The sequence below is a fragment of the Paraburkholderia sp. BL18I3N2 genome (assembly GCF_003001875.1).
Lineage (GTDB): Bacteria > Pseudomonadota > Gammaproteobacteria > Burkholderiales > Burkholderiaceae > Paraburkholderia > Paraburkholderia phytofirmans.
In genome coordinates, this window is record NZ_PVNC01000003.1 from 423,605 (window position 1) to 444,896 (window position 21,292).

Genomic DNA, 21,292 nt, shown 5'->3' on the forward strand with positions numbered 1-21,292 from the left:
CCCCACCGCACACCGGGCACGGCCTCATCAAGCCTCAAGCCGCGGCGCTTGCCGCCGCGGCCCCGTTGCGCTTGAACGCCCCGGCGAAAAACAGCACCTGGTACTGCACCGCGTTCGCCCAGTACTTCCAGGTGTGGCCGCCGGGCCGCTCCGCGTAGTCGTGCGGCACGCCGAGTTCGACGAGCCGCTCATGCAGCGTCCGGTTCGATTGCACCAGCGAGTCGTTCACCCCGCAGTCGATCGTGAGCGCGATATGCGCATTGCCGAAACTGCGCGCATTCTCGACGATCGCCTCGTTGTTCCAGAAGTCGGCATGCCGCATCGGATCGCCGAATATCTGGTCGATGCCGGGTTCATCCTCGCAGCCACGCGGATCCACCGCGCCGCTGATGCTGCCCGCGGCGCCGAATTCGTCCGGCCGGTCCAGCGCGATATGCAAGGCGCCGAAACCGCCCATGCTCAAGCCGGTAATCGCGCGCCCCTGACGTGTCGCGATCGTGCGGAAATGCGCGTCGACGTAACTCACCACCTCCGTGCCCACATAGGTTTCGTAACGGCTACGCGGATCGATCGGACTGTCGATGTACCAGCTTTCGTGGCCGCCGTCGGGCATCACGAGTATCACGTGATAGCGGTCGGCTAACTTGCCGATCTGCGAATTAGTGGTCCAGTCGGTGTAGTCGCCGCCCGAACCGTGCAGCAGATAGACGACCGGAAAGCGGTCGGCCGCCTTGCCGCGCGCATATTGATCGGGCAGCACGACGGTCGCTTCGAGCGACTTATGCATGGCCGCGCTCGGAATGACGACGACTCGCGATTGAAATGCCCAGGCAGGTGCCGTAAAAAGCAGCGTCAAAATGAGCCAGAACGTACGAGCTTTATTCATGGTTTGTCGCTCTTCCCTTTCCAGAAGTCCGAAGAAAACTGTCCGGCATACGGCGGCAAAATTCTGTCGACGACTCTAGCAATGGCGACTTACAACCAAATTTCAGCGAAACATACGATCTCGTCAGCTTGGCGTGGCGGCAGGAGGCGCGCCTTCTTGTAGGAAAGACCTACTACGCGCGCCCCTCGGCACCCTATTCGACGTGCGCCGCGAACCCGACCTTTTCCGGCTCGATATCGGGCCGCAAGGTCAGCTCCGGAATCGTGTAGGCGCCGCTGTTCTGAGGCCGGAACGGAATCGGCTCGGTGGTCCAGAGATTGTCGAGACGTTGTCCGAGTGCATCACGCACTTCCGGATAGTTCGTTTCGTCGATGCGGCTCGTGCGATAGATCACGAACGGCGGCAACACGTCGAAGCCGGGGTAATACAGAATGCCGTGCTGAATCGGGAACAGCACGTCGTCTATCGGACCATTGATGCCGCGCGGACTGTAGTGCGATTCCCAACCGCCCGTCGTGACCATCAGCATCGCGCGCTTGCCGGCGAGCTTGCCTTCGCCGTAACGTTCGCCCCAGCGCACATCGGAATGCTCGCCGACGCCGTATGCAAAGCCGTACGCATACACGCGCTCAACCCAGCCTTTGAGGATGGCCGGCATGGTGAACCACCAGAGCGGAAACTGCAGGATCACGGCGTCCGCCCACATCAGCTTGTCCTGTTCGAGTTCGATGTCCTTGCTCTGCAACCTATTCTCGAACGCATGCTTCGAGTCGAGCGCGGGATCGAACCGTTCACCGGGTTGTTTGGCGAGGCTGTCGTGCGCATCGAGCGAGGCCTTCCACTTCATTGCATACAGGTCGGACACCTGAACGGTGTGTCCGGCATCTTCGAGACGTTGGACCGTAAAGTCCCTCAGCGACCCGTTCAACGATCGGGGTTCAGGGTGCGCATAAACAAGAAGAACGTTCATCACAAGGCCTTCATGGCTAAAAGAAACCAAAGATAGACCTCGCTTCGGTATATTGGAAATGAATTGCCAATATGCCAGGTATAGCCATGAATAATCTCAGGAGGCTCGACCTCAACCTGCTCGTCACGCTCGACGTGCTGCTGTCGGAGCACAACGTCACGCGCGCGGCCGAGCGGCTGAACTTCTCGCAGCCGTCGGTCAGCGTGCATCTGGCCAAGCTGCGCGAGGTCCTCGGCGACCCGCTGTTGCTGCCCGGACCGCGCGGCATGCGCCCCACCGCGCGCGCCGAGGCGTTGCGCGAACCCTTGCGCGAAGCGCTCGAGGCACTCGAACGGGCAGTGGCGCCGGCACGCCCTTTCGACCCCGCCGAGGCAACGCAAAGCTGGCGCATTGCCGCAACCGACTACGTCGAATCGACGATCATCCTGCCCGCGCTGGCCGGTTTGCGCGCGGCGGCGCCAGGCACGCGTCTGGCCATCGTCGAACTGGTTCCGCCGCGTCTTGCGCGGCAAGCGGAACAAGGAGAGATCGATCTGGGATTTCACACCAGCGAAGGCGCGCCCGAAGGGTTGCGCCACCGGCTGCTGTTCGCCGAGCGCTATGTTCTGGCGGGCCGCGCGGGGCATCCGCGCCTGAAGCGCCGGCCGACGCTCGCGCAGTTCTGCAAACTGGAGCACGTAATCGTGTCGCCGGACGGCGGCGGTTTTACCGGCGTTACGGACGAAGTGCTCGCGAAAGCCGGATTGACACGCCGGGTCGTGCTTTCAGTGCCCCACTTTCTGTTCATGTTGTCGGTGCTCGCGAACACCGATCTGGTGGGCATGCTGCCCGAGCGACTGGTACGCGACAACAGTGCGCTGCGCGTGGTCGAGCCGCCGCTGGATGTGCCGGGCTACGAGATCGCGATGCTCTGGCACGAGCGCTCGCATCGCGATCCGGCGCATCAGTGGCTGCGGGAAACCATCGCTAATTCAGTGTGAAGTCCGCGTGGCTCGCGCGAAAAACATGTCCCGAGCCGCTCATCACGCCATCACGCTTTCCCGCTGGCACCGCCGATCGCATCCAGTGCCGCGCACACCTCGGCGGACAATTTCAATTGCGACGCCTGCAGGTTTTCACGCAGATGCCCGACGCTCGACGTGCCGGGGATCAGCAGAATGTTAGGTGCCCGCTGCAACAGCCAGGCGAGCGCCACTTGCATCGGCGTCGCGCCGAGTGTTTGTGCAATCTCCGACAGCGCCGACGACTGAATCGGCGTGAACCCGCCCAGCGGGAAAAACGGCACGTACGCGATACCCGCCTCCGCGAGTCGGTCGATCAATACGTCGTCCTCCCGATGAACCAGGTTGTAGTGGTTCTGCACGCAGACGATCTCCGCGATGCGCCGCGCCTGCTCGATCTGCGTCGCCGTCACGTTGCTCAAGCCGATGTGGCGCACGAGTCCGCGTTGTTGCAGCTCGGCGAGCGCCGCGACCTGCTTTTCGATCGACCCTTCGGCAGGCGCGTGAATGTCGCCCATGGCCCGCATGTTGACGACTTCGAGCGCGTCGAGACCGAGATTGCGCAGATTGTCGTGCACGCCGCGCTCGATGTCGTCTGGTTCGAGCGCCGGCAGCCACGCGCCGTCGCTGCCGCGCACCGCGCCCACCTTGGTGACGATCACGAGGTCGCCGGGATAAGGATGCAGTGCTTCGCGGATCAACTGGTTGGTAATGTGCGGCCCGTAAAAATCGCTCGTATCGATGTGGTTGACGCCCGACGCCACCGCTTCGCGCAGCACCGCGAGCGCCGCGCCGCGATCCTTCGGCGGGCCGAATACGCCGGGGCCGGCCAGTTGCATGGCGCCGTAGCCCATGCGGCGCACCGGGTGGCCGGCGAGCGGAAAGGTGTCCGTGGTGTTGCGATTCGGCATGACGCGCTCCTTGCTGAGTGATTGAACGCAAGTATGGACCGGGTTGCGCTGTTGAATAAAGCCGTCTAACGTGTACGGGTTGTTCAAAATTCTGCACAATCGCCATGGAACTGAATGATCTCGCTGCCTTCGTCTCAGTCACCCGCGCGGGCGGCTTTCGCGACGCAGCGCGCATCGGCGGCGTGTCGGCGTCGAGTCTGAGTATCGCCGTGCGCCGCCTCGAAGCCAGGCTCGGCCTGCGCCTGCTCAACCGCACCACGCGCAGCGTGGCGCCGACCGAGGCCGGCTTGCGGCTCATCGAGAAGCTGACGCCGCTCTTCAGCGAAATGGAAGCGTCGCTGGACGTGCTGAACGTGTTCCGGGACAAGCCGGCCGGCACACTCAAGCTCAACGTGCCGTCGAGCGCCGCGCGCATCGTCCTGCCGGGCATCGTCGCCGCGTTCCTGAAGACGTATCCCGACATCCGCGTCGAGGTCGTGGTCGAGGATGGTTTCGTCGACGTGCTGTCGATCGGCTGCGACGCCGGCATTCGCTACGACGAGCGGCTCGAGCAGGACATGATCGCGATTCCAATCGGACCGCGCGTGCAACGCTTCGCCACGGCGGCTGCGCCGAGCTATCTCGACACGCACGGACGTCCCGATCATCCGAGCGAGTTGCTTTCACACGCGTGCCTGCGCGGTCAATTCGCCGGCGGCGCCATGCCGATCTGGTATTTCGAGCGCGACCGCGAGGTGTTGCAGCTGAATCCATCGGGGCCGCTGCTGGTGCGGCCGGGCGCGGCGATCGATCTCGCGGTCAGCGCGGCCGTCGCGGGCGTAGGCGTCATTCACCTGTTCGAAGACATGCTGCGCCCGCATCTCGACAGCGGCGCGTTGGAGCCGATTCTGGAGCCGTGGTGGCAGCGTTTTTCAGGCCCGTTTCTTTACTATCCGGGGCGTCGTCATTTGCCGGCGCCATTGCGCGCGTTCGTCGATTTTTTGAAGGCGATCAATTCTGACTGATGCGGCGATGCGAAATGCGCAGGCTGTATGGCCGGTCACCGAACCGACGACACGCGCGGATCGGAAGAAATTGCCCGTTGCACTGCGAGTCATCGGTAGCTAATGCTGTTGCTTGCACAACTGCGCGACCGTCGTTAGAAAAAGTGTCGCGCCTGCGGGCTTTCTCAGGCAGACATCCCAATTCTTGCCCGCGCCATCGCCCGGCGGAACAGAGGTATGGACGAGAATCGGCACGTTAGCGAGCGCCGGTATCGCTTTCAGCCGACGGCACAATTCGGCGCCGTCCATGAGCGGCATCATCCAGTCGGTGATGATCAAGGTGGGTACACGGGCCACGGCCCGTGCGACCGCTTCCACGCCGTTGCTCGCGCAACCGACTTCGTAGCCTTCGTTTTCGAGTATCAGGCGCCACGCCGCTAGGATTTCCGGCTCGTCGTCCACCAGCAAGATTGAGTGCATCAGGGGCCGCCGAACGTCCGGGTGGACGTTATTGTCTACCTTTCGACAGCCACGCAAAAGGTGTTCCACTCTCCGCAGTTCCAGCGATAATGATCGCGAATAATCGGCTGCCGGACCTTCCGGAGCACGTGAAGGCGGAACGCTTGCCGGATAGGCCTTCAAGTGACGTCAGCCCGGAGTAATGCCTGCCAGACCGCGATGCGAGTCCGGTCCGGCGCACCCGAGTGCCGCGAGCCCCTTGTATTGTTGTAGAAACTTCATCCCACTGCGCCATCATGACTGAAACACGTGTTAGCCTGTTGCGCAATTTTGCCGACTTCGTCCGCGCGGAGCGGACCCGACTGACCGAGCAATGGATGACTGCCGTATTCGGCGACACCGATCTCGTCGAAGCGGACAAACTCACTTACCAGCAACTCGCGGATCATTTGCCGGAAATTCTCGACGGACTGTGCGCGGCGCTCGATGTCGAAGACCTCGAACGGGTCGAGACAGCCATCGAGCGCAATGCGAGAAAGCATGGCGAGGTGCGCTGGCGCCAAGGCTATCGCATCGAGGAACTCGTGCGCGAGCTCGATCTCTTTCATCAGGTGCTGGCCGCGGCGCTCGAGGAATTCGCCGCTCTCGACAGCACGTTCACGCGCCGCCATGAGAGCCGGGCACGGCGCCTGATCGCCGAAACGTTCAGCATGGTTACGCTCACGTCGATCAAGCAGGTGGTGAGTGAACGGGACCGCAAGATCGACGAATACACCGGCCGGCTCGAGCGCGCCAATCATGAACTGGTGCTGAAGCAGCGGCTGGTGAGCGACCTGTACGAGTCGCGCATGCAGATCACACGCAGCGTGGTCCACGATCTGCGCAACTTTCTGAACGCGTTTTCCATCGCGTTGCAATTGATCGCGCGCGCGCCGGCAAAAGCCGAAATGGCGTTGACGCTGGCAAACCGCCAGGCCACCGACATGAAGCAGCTCGTCGATCAGATGGTCGAGTATTCCGTGGTGCTCGGCGACGGCGCCCCGCTCACACTCGAACAGGTTGACCCGCGCGAGTTGTACGAGGAACTCGTCGCCTCGTCGCGTCCGTCGATCGAAGCAAAAGGACTCACATTGCGCGCGGTGTTCGATCCTGCGTTGACCGCCGTCACGTCCAATCGTCTCAAGCTCAAACAGATTGCCGTCAATCTGCTCTCCAACGCGACCAAGTACACAAAGTCGGGGCAAATCGAACTGAACTTCGCGATGGCCGGAGCAGAGCATTGGTCGATGTGTGTCGCGGATACCGGCGTGGGCATAGCGTCATCGGATGCGGACCGCGTGTTCGACGAATTCGAGCGCGCCGCCGGCGAGGATATTCCCGGCACGGGCCTCGGTCTCGCCATCGTCAAGGAATTGTGCCGCGTGTTGAACGGGCACATCGATTTCGTTTCGCGCGAAGGTGTGGGCACCAGGTTCGAAATACGCTTCCCGTTGGTGCTGACGCAACCGCAATAGGACCGCGCAGCGAACGAACACCCATGATCCAGATCACCACCGCCGACTTCCCGCGGCAACTGGAAACGGTCCGGGCGATCTTCCGCGAATATGCCGTGAGCCTGGACATCGATCTCGGCTTCCAGAACTTCGAATCCGAACTCACCGGCTTGCCCGGCAAATTCGCGGCGCCGCGCGGCCGGGTGCTTCTCGCGTACAACCGGGAAGAACTGATTGGCTGTGTCGCCATGCGGCCTCTCGACGACACCACGTGCGAAATGAAGCGGCTTTATGTCCGTCCATCGGGACGCGGTCTGCGGGCCGGCAGGCAATTGGCAATGCGGATTTGCGATATCGCGAGAGAAACGGGATATCACCGCATTCGTCTCGACTCGCTGCCGACCATGCAGGCGGCGCTCGATCTTTACGCGTCGCTGGGCTTTGCACGGATTCCGGCTTACGTCTTCAATCCGATTGCCGGCGCGGTATTTCTGGAGCGCAATCTGATTCGCCCGGAGAATCAACCGAGCTGATCGGCCAATGCCGCACTGATTATTCAGTACGTTGAGCAATCTTTTTGGCAGCGTAAGTGCCGTGCGTGGCGCAAGCGCTCTCCATGCTGTGAGCGCTGCGAATGACGTGATTGCAATCACAACCCTACTGCATCCTCACGCCGCCCGTCGACAAACATCCGCTCATCGCGCCGCCTCTGTCGCTCAACCCGCGCACGACCACCTCCGATGACTTGCCATCACGTCTCGCCAATTCCGCAAGATCGAGCAACGCGGCATAGCGAGCAGAGCATTCCTGCGACGATTCACTCGCTCCACGTGTATCGGTTGGCACGACGAAGCGGCTCATCGCAATGGCCACTCCCGCGGCAACGACAATCGCTGCCAACGCGCCTGCTTTATAGATCCGCCGCGTCGATGAATCTTTGAACGACGATCGGCACGCCTCGACTGTCACCCGGGATTTGACTCGCATGGCAGCGCCCATCAGGACCAGTGCGCCGGCACCCAGACACGCCCGATCCAGTGGCCCGGCACCCACACGACCGGACGCGGCGCCGGGGCGACATAGACGACGCGCGGAGCGACATACACGGCATGCGGCGGGGGCGGCGGTGCGTAGACGACCGGCGGCCGCACATAAGCAACCGGCGGCGTGACCACCACGGGTTTCGGCGCAACCACAACCGGTGCAGGCGTCACGACAACCGGCTTCGGCGCGACCACGACAGGAGCAGGCGTTACCACGACCGGAGGCGGCGCGGCCACCACTGGCGCCGGCGTCACCACGACCGGCGGCGGCGGCGCATACACAACCGGCGGGGCGACCACAACCGGCTTCGGCGCGACGACCACTGTCGTGCCGCCCGTCGCGACGACACCCGTGGTCGCCACCACCGTCCCGCTCGACGTCACCGTGTTGCCGTGCGTGCCCGTCACGCTCGTCGAGGTCGTCACGACGCCTGGCGCGACACGCGTGGCGGAGCCGGAATGATTGACGGTGCCGCCGTCCGAACCGGTCACGGTGCCCGAACGCGAGCACGTCGACCCGGCGCAATTCGTCGACGCCGAATGGTTGACCGTGTTGCCGTTCGAACCCGTCACCGACCCCGACGACGAATACTGGCCCGGGCCGTTCTTCGTGACATCGCCCGACGTGGTCGCCGTCTTGCCGTCGGGTCCTGTGAGCGTGCCGGTATGCGAGCACGTGCCGCCGGCGCAATTGGTGTCGCCCGCATGCTGGACGGAGTTGCCGTAACGTCCCGTCGCGGTGCCCGAATTCGAGAACTGACCCGGCGCATTGCGCGTCACGGTGCCGGTGTTGGTCGCCAGACCGCCGTAGGGGCCGGCGACACCGCCCGCATGCGAGCAGCTGTTGCCGCCGCACGAGCCGTACCGCGCGCCGTTATAGGTGCCTCGCGAGGTGTAGGCCGTGCCGTGCTGCGACCAGGCGAATGCCGATGCGCTGCTGAGCGCGAGCACGGCGACCGTGGCGGAGAGCACGAGCTTGCGCAGCGCGCCGCGAGCGGATGACGGGGTCGTCACAGAAGCAGAGGCGGATGCAGCGGCGGTGGCCGGGACGATGAACGAATGATTTTTCACGATATGTCCTTCTGGGATTCGGGCCACTTCTGTCACTGCTGCGTGGCGACGAAACTGACTATAGAAGGACACGCCGACATAATCGACACGGAAGATATGTCACCCTGTTTCACCACGAAGAAGGCCCGTGCGACAAGGGTTTGCGGGCGCTTTTCAAGCGGCGTGACATATTCCGACATACATTGTTGCAGGCGAAATCGCGGACCGCGCGTGCTTTTTAACCGGCGACATTGCCGCTCCTCGCCTGTCGTGCGCAACGACAAGCGAGGGCGCCGACCGTTCTTCATATCATTGCGTTGCGCGCGCCATGGCGACATCGGCAATCTGGTCCGCCTGATACGACGAGCGCACCAGCGGCCCCGCCACGACTTCGCGAAACCCCATCGCCAATCCCGCCTCGCGCCAGGCTTCGAACTGTTGCGGCGTCACATAACGCCGCACCGGCATGTGAAAACGCGACGGCGCGAGATACTGCCCGATCGTCAGGATATCTACGTGATGTGCGCGCAGATCACGCATCGTGTCGAGCAACGCTTCGTCGGATTCCCCTAATCCGGCCATCAATCCTGACTTGGTCAGCATCGTCGCGTTCGCTTCCTTCACACGCGCGAGCAGTTGCAGCGAGCCCTGATAATCCGAGCCCGCACGCGCGGCACGATACAAAGCAGGCACCGTCTCGAGGTTGTGATTGAACACATCCGGCCACGCACCCGAAAACGCTTGCAACGCCCGCTCGACACGTCCACGAAAATCCGGTGTCAGCACTTCGACCCGAATGCCCGGCACGCGCTCGCGCAGCAACGCGACGCAGCGGGCAAAATGCGCCGCGCCGCCGTCGCGCAGATCATCGCGATCCACCGACGTCACGACGACATAGCGCAGGCCAAGCGCCGCCACGGCATCGGCGAGCCCCTCGGGCTCCGCTTCGTCGAGCGGCGCAGGACGGCCGTGCGCGACGTCGCAGAACGCACAGCGCCGGGTACAGATACCTCCCATGATCATGAACGTCGCGGTGCGCCGCGCAAAACATTCGCCGATGTTCGGACACATTGCCTCCTCGCAGACCGAATGCAAACGGTGCTCGCGCAGGATCGCCGCAATGCCGGCGACCGTCTCGCTCATCATCGGCTTCGCGCGCAGCCACGGCGGCTTCGGCAAGACCTCGCCGTCCGTGGCCGGCACGATCTTCACCGGAATCCGCGCGAGTTTGTCAGCGCTGCGCTTGCCGTGCTGACCGAGCGCGGTGACGCTGTCGCCATGCAATGCGGCGTCCATTTCAGCGCCCCAGAAAATCGTTGAGCAGACGATTCACTTCGGACGCAGCCTCCATCTGCACCATATGCCCCTTGCCTTCGAGCACATGAACGCGGACGTCGCCCGGCAGACCCTGCGCATGCGCGGCCGGGATGATCTGATCGCCGGCGCCCCAGATCACCAGCGCGCGCGGCGCGAGTTCCGCCAGCCGGTCCCGATAGCTCGCGCGTTGCGCGTTGCCGTCGAACGCCGACGCCGATATCTTGCGCAGCGCCTCGGGCACGCCTTCGAGCCGCTTGTACTTGACGATGTCCTCCACCAGTTGACGCGTCACGAGACCCGGGTCGGCGAAGAGTTTCGCCAACTGCGGCTTGAGCGCATTGCGATTGCTGCCTTCAGTAAAACCGTGGATGTAGTCGCCGTTGATCTCCTTGCCCAGACCCGCACTCGAAATCAACGCGAGCGACGCCACGCGTCCCGGCGCTTTCGCAGCGACGGTCATCGCGATCAGCGCGCCCATGGAGTGCCCGATCAACTGCACCTTGTCGATGCCGCGATCGTCCATGAAGGCGATCACGCTGTCCGCGAGCTCGTCGGCACTGCCCGTCTCGAGCGCCTTGCCGGATTCGCCGTGACCCGGCAGATCCAGCGCCCACACGGCCCGATGCGCGGCGAGGTCGGCGTGATTGAACAGCCAGTTGTTCAGATCGCCGCCGAAGCCGTGAATCAGCAGTGCGGGCGTGCCGCCTTCGCCGAGTTTCAGATAACGCACCGTGCGCCCGCCGATCTGCGCTTTCTCCGGTTGCGGCCCACTGTCGCCATCCGCCGACGTGGCCGGCACGAAGTCGCGCTGAAATGCTTCGACCTCGGCGTCGATCTGCGCGTCCGGCGTTTCCGCGTCGGCTACTACGGCCAGCAACGCGCCGATCGGCAGCGTGTCGCCCTCCTGCGCGATCTGCCGGCGCAAGATGCCCTCGAACGCACACTCGACACCTGACGAGATCTTGTCCGTTTCGACGTCGAGAATCTCGTCGCCCTTCACTACCTTGTCGCCGATGGCCTTGAGCCACCCGTTGACCTGTCCCTGCTCCATCGACAAGCCCCATTTGGGCATCGTGATCATATGGATCGGCATCGCTCAAGCCCTCACTTTCAGTACGGCGTCGGCGATCTGCGCGGCCGACGGGATATACATGTCCTCGAGCACGCCGGCAAACGGCGCGGGCGTGTGCGGGGCGGTGACCATTTCGATCGGCGCCTTGAGCGAGTGGAACGCGCGCTGCGCGATCAGCGCGGAAATGTCGGTGGCAATCGAGCAGCGCGGATTCGCTTCGTCGACCACGACCACGCGTCCGGTCCGGTTCGCGCTCTCCAGGATCGTTTCCTCGTCGAGCGGCGAGGTCGTCCGCAAGTCGATCACTTCTACCTGGATGCCGTCCTTGGCGAGTTTTTCTGCGGCTTCGGTGGCGTAGTGCACCATGCGTCCGTAGGTGATGATGGTGGCGTCGTCGCCGTCGCGCACCACGTTCGCTTCGCCGAACGGAATCGCATACGACTCTTCGGGCACGTCGCCTTCGCGGCTATATAGCAGCTTGTGCTCGCAGAAAATCACCGGGTCGTTGTCGCGGATCGCCTGGATCAGCAGACCCTTCGCGTCATACGGCGTCGACGGGCAGACCACTTTCAATCCGGGAATGTGCGTGAACAACGAAGTCAGCATCTGCGAGTGCTGGGCCGCCGCGCGCAGGCCGGCGCCTTGCATCGCGCGAATCACGACGGGCGTCACCGCCTTGCCGCCGAACATGTAGCGGAACTTGGCGGCCTGGTTGAAGATCTGGTCGAAACACACGCCCATGAAATCGATGAACATCAACTCCGCGACCGGCCGCATGCCGCAGGCCGCCGCACCGACTGCCGCGCCGATATAGCCGCCTTCCGAAAGCGGCGTGTCGAGCACGCGCCCCGGATATTTGTGAAACAGTCCCTTCGTGACGCCGAGAACGCCGCCCCACGCGTCCTGTTCACCGGGCGACCCGGCGCCGCCCGCGTTGTCTTCGCCCATCACGATGACGGTTTCGTCGCGGGCCATTTCCTGACTCAGTGCTTCGTTGATCGCCTGAGAGAATGTGATCTTGCGTGCCATGTCTGTCTCCAGAATCGTTTAGATGTGCAATGCCGTGCGTTACGGATAGGACACGTAGACGTCGCTCAATAAATCTTCCGCGGTCGGTAGCGGCGCGGCCTTGGCTTGCGTCACCGCACTGTCGATCAGACTCTTGACCTCGGCATCCACACCACGCAACTGATCCGCGCTCAGCATTTCGGCGCGCACCACGCGCTCTTCGAAACGCTTCAGGCAATCCTTCTCGTCGCGCAGTTTCTGCACTTCGCCGGGCGCGCGATAGGTTTGCGCGTCGCCTTCGAAATGGCCGAAATAGCGCGAGAATTTCACTTCGACGAGCGTCGGTCCACCGCCTTGACGCGCGCGTTCGATCGCTTCACCGAGCGCTTCATGCACCGCGAAGAAATCGAATCCGTCCACGATCACGCCCGGCATGCCGAAGCCGCTCGCGCGATCGGCGATGTTGTCGGTCGCCACCGACCACGTCGACGACGTCGCTTCCGCGTAGCCGTTGTTCTCCGCCACAAAAATTGCAGGTAACCGCCATACCGAAGCCAGGTTCAACGATTCGAAAATCACGCCCTGATTCGACGCGCCGTCGCCGAAAAAGCACACGCCCACGCCGCCCGATTTCTTGTACTTCGCCGCCAGCGCCGCGCCGCAAATCAACGGGCCGCCCGCGCCGACGATGCCGTTCGCGCCCAACATGCCTTTCGACAGGTCGGCGATATGCATCGAGCCGCCTTTGCCATGGCACACGCCGGTCTTGCGTCCGTAGATCTCGGCCATCATGCCGCGCACGTCCACGCCCTTGGCGATGCAATGGCCGTGGCCGCGGTGCGTGGTCGCCACATAGTCGGCGTCGTTCAGATGCAGCATCGTGCCGACCGCCGACGCCTCTTCGCCCGCGTACAGATGCACGAAGCCGGGAATCTCGCCGGTCGCGAATTCCACGTGCAGACGCTCCTCGAACTCGCGGATCGTGCGCATCATGCGATACGCCTTCAGTAGATCTTCCTTGCTCAACTCAGTTGAAACCGACATGGTGTGTCTCCTTTGAATGAATGCACTGCCTGCTCACAACCTACTTTTGATGCGCAACCACGTTCGCCACTTCCCGCACCAGTTGGCGCGACGCCGCGAAACGCAGCGTGCGTTCGACGTCGACGGTCAACGGCCCTTCCCAATCCAGCGCGATCTCATAGCGGTCGCCGCGCTCCAGTTCGATTTCGCGCTCACCGTCGAAAGCGAGCGTGCCGTGTTCGGTTTCCAGTGGCCGCCACACGCCGACTTCGAAGCGTTCGCATGTGCGCATCAGCACGCGCTCGACGCGGCCTGGCGCAATCGGCGCCACCAGCGGCACGCCGGATTCACCGGGGGCGGCAAAGCGCAAATGCAAGCCGTGCGACGCGGTGCGCTCCACGGGTGCCCACGCTCCGCCGATCGACGACAGGCCAATGCCGTCCGGCGCGGCAAACGTGAGAAAGAGTTCTTCGATATCGGCCGGATCGGACACGGCCCGCGCGCCGACGAAGCGCTGACGGCTCACGCAGACATCGACCAGCGCGATCTCCTCGCGGCCGCGATTGGGCCCGCCCGTGCAGCGCACCACGAGCCGCTTGTTGCGCATCAGCGCCACATCCGGCGGCACCGCGCCCGAGGCGACGAGCGCGCCGGCAAGACCGGCTACAGTGGCCTCGCGCAAATCCGGAAAGGCGTTGTTGGTGCCGGTGGACAAGGTCAGCAACGGCACGCTTGCGCAATGCGCGGCGACTGCCCGATGCGTGCCGTCGCCGCCTAGTACGGCGATTAGTTCGACCCCCGCTTTCAGCATCGCGGCGACCCCGGCGTGGGTATCGGCGACGCTGTCGGTGATCGGCTGTTCGATGAACTCGACTCGGGGCCAGCGCTGCTGCGCGGCGACAGCGTCGTGGGTGTCGAGCGCCCGCAGCAGCAGCGCCGCCACGCCGGTCCGGTCGCGCAAACACAGCACGCGGGTCACGCCGAGCACGCCGAGCCCGGCCAGCAGTCGCACCACCATGTTGGCTTTTTCGGAGGTCGGAAACACCGACGCGTAGGAAGTGAGGCGACGAATGTCGCGACCCGAAGCCGGGTTCGCGATCACGCCGACGGTGATGGGCGATGGCACTGTGCTTGTCTCCTTTCTACGCCGTCGTCGAACGGCAGCGCTTTGTCATGCGCAGGACACTGCAAAGGGTGTGCCAATTTGCTGAAAAATCGCGCCGCCGCACGAAAGTGCCTTGTTTAAAGGGCTTTACGCTTCGAAACGGAAGACGAGGCGTTGAGCCGTAGCCGCGTGACGCAGCGTTTAACGCGTCTCACACCCGACGTGTGCGACATTCGCAGCCCGAACGTCGCGTCGAAGAGTCGGCGCAAGCCGTTGATGCGCCTCGATCCACACCGCAAAGGCGCCCCGTCTCACCCTGAGACTGAGACAAACGTCTCACGCGTCTCGCGTGCTGCAGTGCAGTGTGATTCATCAAGCGGGATGTGATACAAGAAGCCCTGATCTCACTGTGTGTCGCTCGCCTGGAGCCGACCATGCCTTACGTCTCGCAGACCCAGCACATCGACCGCGTGCGCGGCGCCATTGAAGGACGCCTGCCCGCGCCGGCCGATTCTCCGCGGCTCGTCTCGTCGTGGCAGCGTTCGTTCGAACAGTACCGCCTCGACCCTGGCGCGGTGATCGGGCCGCGCGTGCTGACGTCGGCCGAATTGCGCGAAGTGCAAGGCAAGGAAGAAGCCTTTCTGCGTGCGTCCGGGCAATGTCTGTCACGTCTGCACGACATGATTCGCGTCGCCGACTATTGCGTGATGCTCACCGACGCGCACGGCGTCACCATCGACTACCGCATCGACCGCGAACGCCGCACCGATTTCAAGCATGCGGGCCTGTATATCGGTTCGTGCTGGTCCGAGCGCGAGGAAGGCACCTGCGGCGTGGCGAATGTGCTGACCGATCTTGCGCCGATCACCGTGCACAAGACCGATCATTTCCGCGCGGCGTTCACCACGCTCACCTGCAGCGCAGCGCCGATTTTCGCGCCGACCGGCGAGATGATCGGCGTGCTCGATGCGTCCGCCGTGCAGTCGCCGGATAACCGCGACAGTCAGCGGCTCGTGTTTCAACTAGTGCGGCAAAGCGCCGGTCTGATCGAAGATGGGTACTTCCTCAATCAAACTAGCCAGCACTGGGTTCTGTTCGGCCATTCGAGCCGCAACTTTGTCGAGGCGCAGCCCGAAGTGCTGATCGCCTTCGACGAATGCGGCAATCTCGTCGCGGCCAATCGCAAGGCGCGCGAGTGCATTCCGGCGCTCAACGGTCCGCGCCACATCGACGATGTATTCGACACATCGGGCTCGCATCTGCACGACGTCGCGCGCACGGATGCGATTGTCGGCTTGCGCCTGCGCGCAACCGGGACGACGCTGTATGCGCGGGTTCGTGCGCCGCTCAGGCGCATCTCGCGCGCGGCGTCCACGCTGAACGAAGGCGCCGCACGGTCGTCGCAAAGCGCGTCGCAAAACGATCTGCAACTCGGCGCGCTCGGTCGTTTTCTGCACAGCGCGGAGCCGCAGATCGCGCACAACGCAGCCGTTGCGTTGCGCGTGATGGGCAAGCGTCTGCCGATTCTGATTCTCGGCGAGACCGGCGTCGGCAAGGAGGTGTTCGCGCACGCGGTGCACGATTCGGGCGCGCGGCGCGCGAGGCCGTTTATCGCGGTGAATTGCGGCGCGATTCCCGAATCGCTGATTGAAAGCGAATTGTTCGGCTACGCGCCCGGCGCCTTCACCGGCGCACGCAGCCGCGGCGCGCGCGGCAAGATTGCGCAGGCGCATACAGGTACGCTGTTTCTCGATGAAATCGGCGACATGCCGCTCGATCTGCAAACGCGGCTGCTGCGCGTGCTGGCCGAAGGCGAAGTGACGCCGCTCGGCGGCGATGCACCCGTGCGCGTGGATATCGACGTGATTTGCGCCACACACCGCGATCTCACGCAGATGATCGCGGCCGGCACGTTCCGCGAAGACCTCTACTACCGGCTAAGCGGCGCGTCTTTGCCGATGCCGCCGCTGCGCGAGCGCGCGGATATCCGCGACGTGATCGAAGCGGTCTTCGACGAAGAAGCGCAAATAGCCGGCCACGTGCTCACGCTGGACCCGCAACTCACCGAACGTCTCGCAGGATTCGCATGGCCGGGCAACATTCGCCAGTTGCGCAACGTGCTGCGCTACGCGTGTGCGATCTGCGACGGCGCGCGCGTGGAATTGCGCCATGTCGCGCCGGATATAGCGGCGTTGCTCGCGCCCGAGGCCGTGCGCAAACCAGCGTTATTGCGCATCGATCCGCATGACGGCCGGCAGCGGGACGCGCGGCAGGACCCGCGCGAAGAACGTGTACGCATTATCGACGCGCTCACACGCCATCAATGGCGGCCCAACGCAGCGGCGCAAGCGCTCGGCATGTCGCGCGCCACTTTGTATCGGCGCATTGCTTCGTTGGGCATCGTCGCGCCGCATCGACGGTGATGCGCTGATTGTCAGTGTGACGCGCCGCCGTGTGCAAAAGGAGCGCCGGTCGCCCGTAGCACTACGCGTTTTCGTATTCGATTTCGCGTACCCGTTCGAATGGATCGCGATCTTTTCGATTGACAAGACCTGCGGCAAAACGGCACACTCGATCTCATGTTGACGCACATCTCCATCGCAAATGCGATTACGCACCCGAAGCGAGCCATCATCGGCTGGCCATTGGGAGTACGTGCGCGTTAGCAGTCTGAATCTGCGTAACATATCCCCAAGGCCCCGCCGGTAACGGAAGGGGCCTTTTGTTTTGTGGGCGCCTCCGTCAGCCGGCTTGATGACGGAGAACGAGATGGATCAGGCAAGCCCGCAGTGCATGGATGATGACTCGAGTCTGGTGGCGTATCGGCAGGACGAGCGCCTGCCGAAGCTGGTGCTGCATTTTTCCGTGATGCCAGGCGCGACGCTGACCTGGCGTGTCGAAGCCGATAGCACGCTCGCCGTGCAGGGCGCGCGTCTCTGGCTCACACGCGTCAGTTCACCTTACGATCATTGGCTCGATCCGGGCCACACGTTCCAGCTGCAACGCGGTGAGCGCGTGTGGCTCAGTACGGATGGCGAATGCGTCGCGCGCGTGTCGTTGAGCTACGCGCTAACGGCGCGAGGCGGCCTGCTCAGACGTTGGCTGGGACGACTCGCGCGGTTGAGTTTGGGACCGCCTGCGCCACGTTAGCCGGACGCATGTTAGCGCGGCCCGGTTCAGCGAGACAGCGCACGCGGCGGGAAAGAAGCAAACACCCCTGCAATGAGGGGTGTTTGCTTCGCATGCGGGCTGGCAATGAACGTGCAATCAACATGCAATCACGCGAGCCGGCTCGACCGCTCGTGACCTTACTTCGGCGTCACCTGCACCGCCGCCGCCGAAACGAATACCGCATGGATCGTATCGCCGACCTTGACGTCCTTCAGATCGACGTCAGGACCGGCCTGGAGCGTTTGCGTCTGATACGCGCCGCGCAGCGTGACCAGCCGCTTCTTGCGATCGATCTTCTGCACGGTGGCGAGCACTTCGATCTGGCGCGCCGATTCGAATCCACCCGAGGCCGGGGCATACACCTGCGTGTCGACACGCGCGCGAATTCCCTTGTCCTTGCCAGTGACCTTCTCGGCCTTCACGAGCAGTGCATTCTTGTAGAGCACGTCCACCTGGTCGCCCACTTTCAGATTATCGAAACCCTCCACCTGCTGGCTCACGAGCACAACCACCACGTTGCCGCCCGACCCCTTGAGCGTAAGCGCACGCGTGCCCGGATCGATACCGACGATCTGCGCCCTCACATGCACCGGCTCCACCGCGCTGACGATGCCTTGCGCGGCACTGGCCATGGCATCTTGCGCCCAGCCCGGCTGTGCTGCGGCGAACGCCGCGAACATCAACGCTGCTGCAATTGTCTTTGCCTGCATATGCATGCTCCTCGAGAAATTGTTTGATCCAGCGTGACAGCGCTCTGAAACGGCGGGATGCCGATTTATAACTCTATGAATGCCCGCGCGTCTTCAGGATGATAGTTTCAAAAGCTAAGGCGCAAATGATTTTTTCATGCCCTACAACGGCCTGCAATTGGATTGAATTGCAATTTCCAAATAAATGCGCGCAGCTATGTAATGTGCCGCGGTGCGGCGTCGCAGCGGCGTCATGCCACATGGCCATGACGTGACAATTTCACCGCCATTCATAATGAGCGACAGGTTTTAAAATGCACACAGCATTAAGCGCATACTGCATGGAGATCGAATCGGAAATCAATATTTTTTTAAGTATTCCGCCGTAATCGAAAGCGCTTTCAAACCGTATCAGATGCAGATTCGATATACGCTCAATGCGCGTTGGGCACAAAAAGAAACTGCCTCGTCACGTGAGCGACGAGGCAGTTTTATCCAGCAACTTCAACCGTGGCGCGGACTAAGCCGCCCAAATATCACACCCGCTCGATCGCGATCGCAATGCCCTGACCGACGCCGATACACATCGTGCACAGCGCAAAACGGCCTTGCGTGCGATGCAGTTGATACATCGCGGTGGTCACGAGACGCGCGCCGCTCATGCCGAGCGGATGGCCCAATGCGATCGCGCCGCCGTTCGGATTGACGCGGGCGTCGTCGTCGGCCACGCCGAGTGCGCGCAGCACCGCGATGCCTTGCGAAGCGAACGCCTCGTTCAGTTCGATCACATCGAATTGATCGATGGTCATGTTCAGGCGCGCCAGCAGTTTTTGCGTGGCGGGTGCCGGGCCGATGCCCATCACGCGCGGGGCGACGCCGGCCGTGGCGATACCCAGCACGCGGGCGCGCGGCGTCAGCCCGAAGCGCTTGGCGGTCTCTTCATTCGCGAGCAGCAGGGCCGCCGCGCCGTCGTTCACGCCCGACGCGTTGCCTGCCGTAACGGTGCCGTCCGGACGCACCACGCCCTTGAGCTTGGCGAGCGTTTCGAGGCTGGTCTCACGCGGATGCTCGTCTTGCAGCACCGTGATCGGGTCGCCCTTCTTCTGCGCGATCGTCACGCCGACGATTTCCTGCGCGAGCGTGCCGTCGCGTTGCGCACGCGCCGCTTTCTGCTGGCTGCGCACCGCGAAAGCGTCCTGATCCGCGCGGCTGATGTTGTAATCCGTGGCGACGTTCTCGCCCGTTTCCGGCATCGAATCGACGCCGTACAGTTTCTTCATCAGCGGATTGACGAAACGCCAGCCGATGGTCGTGTCATAAATTTCGGCCTGGCGCGAAAACGCGGTGGGCGCCTTGCCCATCACGAACGGCGCGCGGCTCATGCTTTCCACACCGCCTGCCACCATCAGCGCGGCCTCGCCCGATTTGATCGCGCGCGCCGCGATGCCGACCGCGTCCATGCCCGAACCGCACAGACGGTTCACCGTCGTGCCCGGCACGCCCTGCGGCAAGCCGGCGAGCAACAGCGACATGCGTGCGACGTTGCGGTTGTCCTCGCCGGCCTGGTTCGCACAGCCGTAGATCACGTCGTCGATTGCGTTCCAGTCGACGTCCTTGTTGCGCTCCATCAGCGCCTTGAGCGGCACCGCGCCCAGATCGTCGGCGCGTACCGACGACAGCGAACCCGCATAGCGGCCGATGGGGGTGCGAATCGCGTCGCACAGGAATGCTTCGGTCATGTGATGTCTCCAGTTGATGTGCTGCATGCGCTGCGCCGCGGCCGGAACCCCGGCCCGGAGCAAACCGGACGCACCGGTAAGCGCGACGGAAAGCGGCTAACGGGCGGCCGCCGCGTCAATTCAGCTTAGCGCAGGATGATGAACGGTGGGCTCGAGATTGGCGCAATTTGTTCTTGATACGAACATACGGTCATATATCGAACAACTAGACATGATGATAGGCGCGTGGCCGAAACCATGTCAAGCACGGCCAGGCCCGCACCAGGGAATACGTGCAGGCCGCGAGCGTTTTTGCGAAAGGATCAGACGAATGATGCGCCCGTGCCGGCGGCCCTGTTTTCATGGCGCCGGCACGGGGCTGGGGACTGTATGAAACGTGGCTCTAGCGGAGCTGGATATGCTCGTCTTCGATATAGCTGCGGACTACGTCGGCAAAATCGCGTTCGCCGCTCAACCCCAGCCCTTCGGCACGCGACGTATCCCACCGTCCCGGCCAGCTACCCACGATTTTTTCGACGCGCGCATCCGGCTCGAACACGATCCGCGCGGCGGCCGCGTCGCCCGCCACTTCGCGCAGCGCGGCGACCATCTCGTCGACGCTCACCGAAATGCCCGGCAAATTCAGCACGCGCTGGTTACCGAGCGCGGCGGAATCAAGTTCCAGCCCGGCGATCAGGCTCTCGATCGCCTTGCGCGGCGACAGCAGCCACAGTCGCGTCGAGCCCGCGACCGGGCACACCGCTGCTTCGCCGTTCAACGGTTCGCGAATGATGCCGCTCGCGAACGACGACGCCGCCGCATTCGGCTTGCCCGGCCGCACGCTGATGGTGGGCAGCCGCAGCACGCGGCCGTCGACGAAACCGCGCCGCGCGTAATCGTTGAGCAGCAACTCCGCGATCGCCTTCTGCGCGCCATACGACGACTGCGGATTCAGCGCGGTGTCGTCCTGCACGACCTCGGGCAACTCGCCGCCATAGACCGCGACCGAACTCGTGAACAGCACGCGCGGCCGATGCCCACGCTGCCGGCAAGTTTCCAGCAGCAGCCGCGATGCATCCAGATTGATGCGCATGCCGAGATCGAAATCCGCTTCGGCCTGCCCGCTCACGATCGCGGCCAGATGGAAGATCGCCGAAGTCTGGTCGTCGATCACGCGTTCGAGCACGCTGCGCTCGGCGATGTCGCCGACTTCGGTGCGCACGCGTTGATCGCCGAAATCATTGGCTTGCACGACGTCGAGCAGCACCAGTTCGGTGATCGGCTGCGGCGTGCCTTGCGGGTCCTTCAGCGAACCCCGCGCGAGCAGTTCACGCGCGAGACGCTGGCCTAGAAAACCCGCACCGCCGGTAATCAGTACTTTCATGATGTATTC

Annotated in this window: 19 protein-coding genes; 6 read left to right on the top strand and 13 right to left on the bottom strand. The window is 63.4% G+C overall.

All coding sequences use genetic code 11. The annotated features are described in order from the left end of the window. Nucleotides 1–34 precede the first annotated feature (34 nt). Nucleotides 35–886, bottom strand: a complete 852-nt coding sequence (locus B0G75_RS11600; RefSeq protein WP_106304784.1) for an alpha/beta hydrolase family protein — start codon at nucleotides 884–886, stop codon at nucleotides 35–37. A 193-nt stretch (nucleotides 887–1,079) separates the two neighbouring features. After that, nucleotides 1,080–1,856, bottom strand: a complete 777-nt coding sequence (locus B0G75_RS11605; protein ID WP_106304787.1) for an NAD(P)H-dependent oxidoreductase — start codon at nucleotides 1,854–1,856, stop codon at nucleotides 1,080–1,082. Between the two features lie 71 nt (nucleotides 1,857–1,927). Between B0G75_RS11605 and B0G75_RS11610 the strand changes: the two genes are divergently transcribed. Further along, entirely contained in the window at nucleotides 1,928–2,836 is a 909-nt protein-coding gene (locus B0G75_RS11610; protein ID WP_106304790.1) for a LysR family transcriptional regulator, read from the top strand. Nucleotides 2,837–2,886: 50 nt separating this feature from the next. Here the strand turns inward: B0G75_RS11610 and B0G75_RS11615 are convergent, their stop codons facing one another. After that, nucleotides 2,887–3,768 (bottom strand): aldo/keto reductase family oxidoreductase, encoded by an 882-nt coding sequence (locus tag B0G75_RS11615; protein ID WP_106304793.1) that lies wholly within the window; start codon nucleotides 3,766–3,768, stop codon nucleotides 2,887–2,889. 104 nt (nucleotides 3,769–3,872) lie between these two features. Between B0G75_RS11615 and B0G75_RS11620 the strand changes: the two genes are divergently transcribed. Beyond that, complete coding sequence (locus B0G75_RS11620; protein ID WP_106304796.1) at nucleotides 3,873–4,772, top strand: LysR family transcriptional regulator; 900 nt, start codon at nucleotides 3,873–3,875, stop codon at nucleotides 4,770–4,772. A 99-nt stretch (nucleotides 4,773–4,871) separates the two neighbouring features. Here B0G75_RS11620 and B0G75_RS11625 read toward each other — a convergent pair whose 3' ends face one another. After that, complete coding sequence (locus tag B0G75_RS11625) at nucleotides 4,872–5,231, bottom strand: PleD family two-component system response regulator (RefSeq protein ID WP_258194395.1); 360 nt, start codon at nucleotides 5,229–5,231, stop codon at nucleotides 4,872–4,874. Between the two features lie 275 nt (nucleotides 5,232–5,506). On the opposite strand from B0G75_RS11625, the gene B0G75_RS11630 reads away from it, so the two are divergent. Then, nucleotides 5,507–6,724, top strand: coding sequence for a sensor histidine kinase (locus B0G75_RS11630; protein ID WP_106304799.1), 1,218 nt, complete (start codon nucleotides 5,507–5,509; stop codon nucleotides 6,722–6,724). A 23-nt stretch (nucleotides 6,725–6,747) separates the two neighbouring features. Further along, on the top strand, nucleotides 6,748–7,236 hold the full coding sequence (locus B0G75_RS11635; RefSeq protein ID WP_106304802.1) for a GNAT family N-acetyltransferase: 489 nt from the start codon (nucleotides 6,748–6,750) through the stop codon (nucleotides 7,234–7,236). 465 nt (nucleotides 7,237–7,701) lie between these two features. Here the strand turns inward: B0G75_RS11635 and B0G75_RS11645 are convergent, their stop codons facing one another. The 6 genes from B0G75_RS11645 to B0G75_RS11670 form a co-directional block, all read right to left on the bottom strand. Continuing rightward, nucleotides 7,702–8,817 carry a hypothetical protein gene (locus tag B0G75_RS11645; protein WP_106304808.1) on the bottom strand — a complete coding sequence of 372 codons (1,116 nt, stop codon included), beginning with the start codon at nucleotides 8,815–8,817 and terminating at the stop codon, nucleotides 7,702–7,704. Between the two features lie 288 nt (nucleotides 8,818–9,105). Next, on the bottom strand, nucleotides 9,106–10,092 hold the full coding sequence (gene lipA / locus B0G75_RS11650) for a lipoyl synthase (protein WP_106304811.1): 987 nt from the start codon (nucleotides 10,090–10,092) through the stop codon (nucleotides 9,106–9,108). 1 nt (nucleotide 10,093) lies between these two features. After that, nucleotides 10,094–11,206 (bottom strand): acetoin dehydrogenase dihydrolipoyllysine-residue acetyltransferase subunit, encoded by a 1,113-nt coding sequence (locus tag B0G75_RS11655; protein WP_106304814.1) that lies wholly within the window; start codon nucleotides 11,204–11,206, stop codon nucleotides 10,094–10,096. Between the two features lie 3 nt (nucleotides 11,207–11,209). Further along, a complete protein-coding gene (locus B0G75_RS11660) occupies nucleotides 11,210–12,214 on the bottom strand; it encodes an alpha-ketoacid dehydrogenase subunit beta (RefSeq protein WP_106304817.1) in 1,005 nt (334 codons plus the stop codon). A 39-nt stretch (nucleotides 12,215–12,253) separates the two neighbouring features. Next, the gene (locus B0G75_RS11665) at nucleotides 12,254–13,237 is read right to left on the bottom strand and encodes a thiamine pyrophosphate-dependent dehydrogenase E1 component subunit alpha (RefSeq protein ID WP_106304820.1); all 984 of its coding nucleotides are present in this window, start codon (nucleotides 13,235–13,237) and stop codon (nucleotides 12,254–12,256) included. Between the two features lie 40 nt (nucleotides 13,238–13,277). Next, nucleotides 13,278–14,342: an ATP-NAD kinase family protein gene (locus B0G75_RS11670; protein ID WP_106304824.1), complete on the bottom strand. Its 1,065-nt coding sequence runs from the start codon at nucleotides 14,340–14,342 to the stop codon at nucleotides 13,278–13,280. A 413-nt stretch (nucleotides 14,343–14,755) separates the two neighbouring features. Between B0G75_RS11670 and B0G75_RS11675 the strand changes: the two genes are divergently transcribed. After that, nucleotides 14,756–16,744, top strand: a complete 1,989-nt coding sequence (locus B0G75_RS11675; protein ID WP_106304827.1) for a sigma-54-dependent Fis family transcriptional regulator — start codon at nucleotides 14,756–14,758, stop codon at nucleotides 16,742–16,744. 346 nt (nucleotides 16,745–17,090) lie between these two features. Further along, nucleotides 17,091–17,471 (top strand): DUF2917 domain-containing protein, encoded by a 381-nt coding sequence (locus B0G75_RS11685; RefSeq protein WP_106304833.1) that lies wholly within the window; start codon nucleotides 17,091–17,093, stop codon nucleotides 17,469–17,471. Nucleotides 17,472–17,629: 158 nt separating this feature from the next. On the opposite strand, the gene B0G75_RS11690 is transcribed toward B0G75_RS11685, so the two are convergent. The 3 genes from B0G75_RS11690 to denD form a co-directional block, all read right to left on the bottom strand. Beyond that, nucleotides 17,630–18,202, bottom strand: a complete 573-nt coding sequence (locus B0G75_RS11690) for a hypothetical protein (RefSeq protein ID WP_106304836.1) — start codon at nucleotides 18,200–18,202, stop codon at nucleotides 17,630–17,632. Between the two features lie 515 nt (nucleotides 18,203–18,717). After that, complete coding sequence (gene pcaF, locus B0G75_RS11695) at nucleotides 18,718–19,920, bottom strand: 3-oxoadipyl-CoA thiolase (protein WP_106304838.1); 1,203 nt, start codon at nucleotides 19,918–19,920, stop codon at nucleotides 18,718–18,720. A 382-nt stretch (nucleotides 19,921–20,302) separates the two neighbouring features. Further along, a complete protein-coding gene (gene denD, locus B0G75_RS11700) occupies nucleotides 20,303–21,283 on the bottom strand; it encodes a D-erythronate dehydrogenase (RefSeq protein WP_106304841.1) in 981 nt (326 codons plus the stop codon). Between the last annotated feature and the right edge of the window lie 9 nt (nucleotides 21,284–21,292).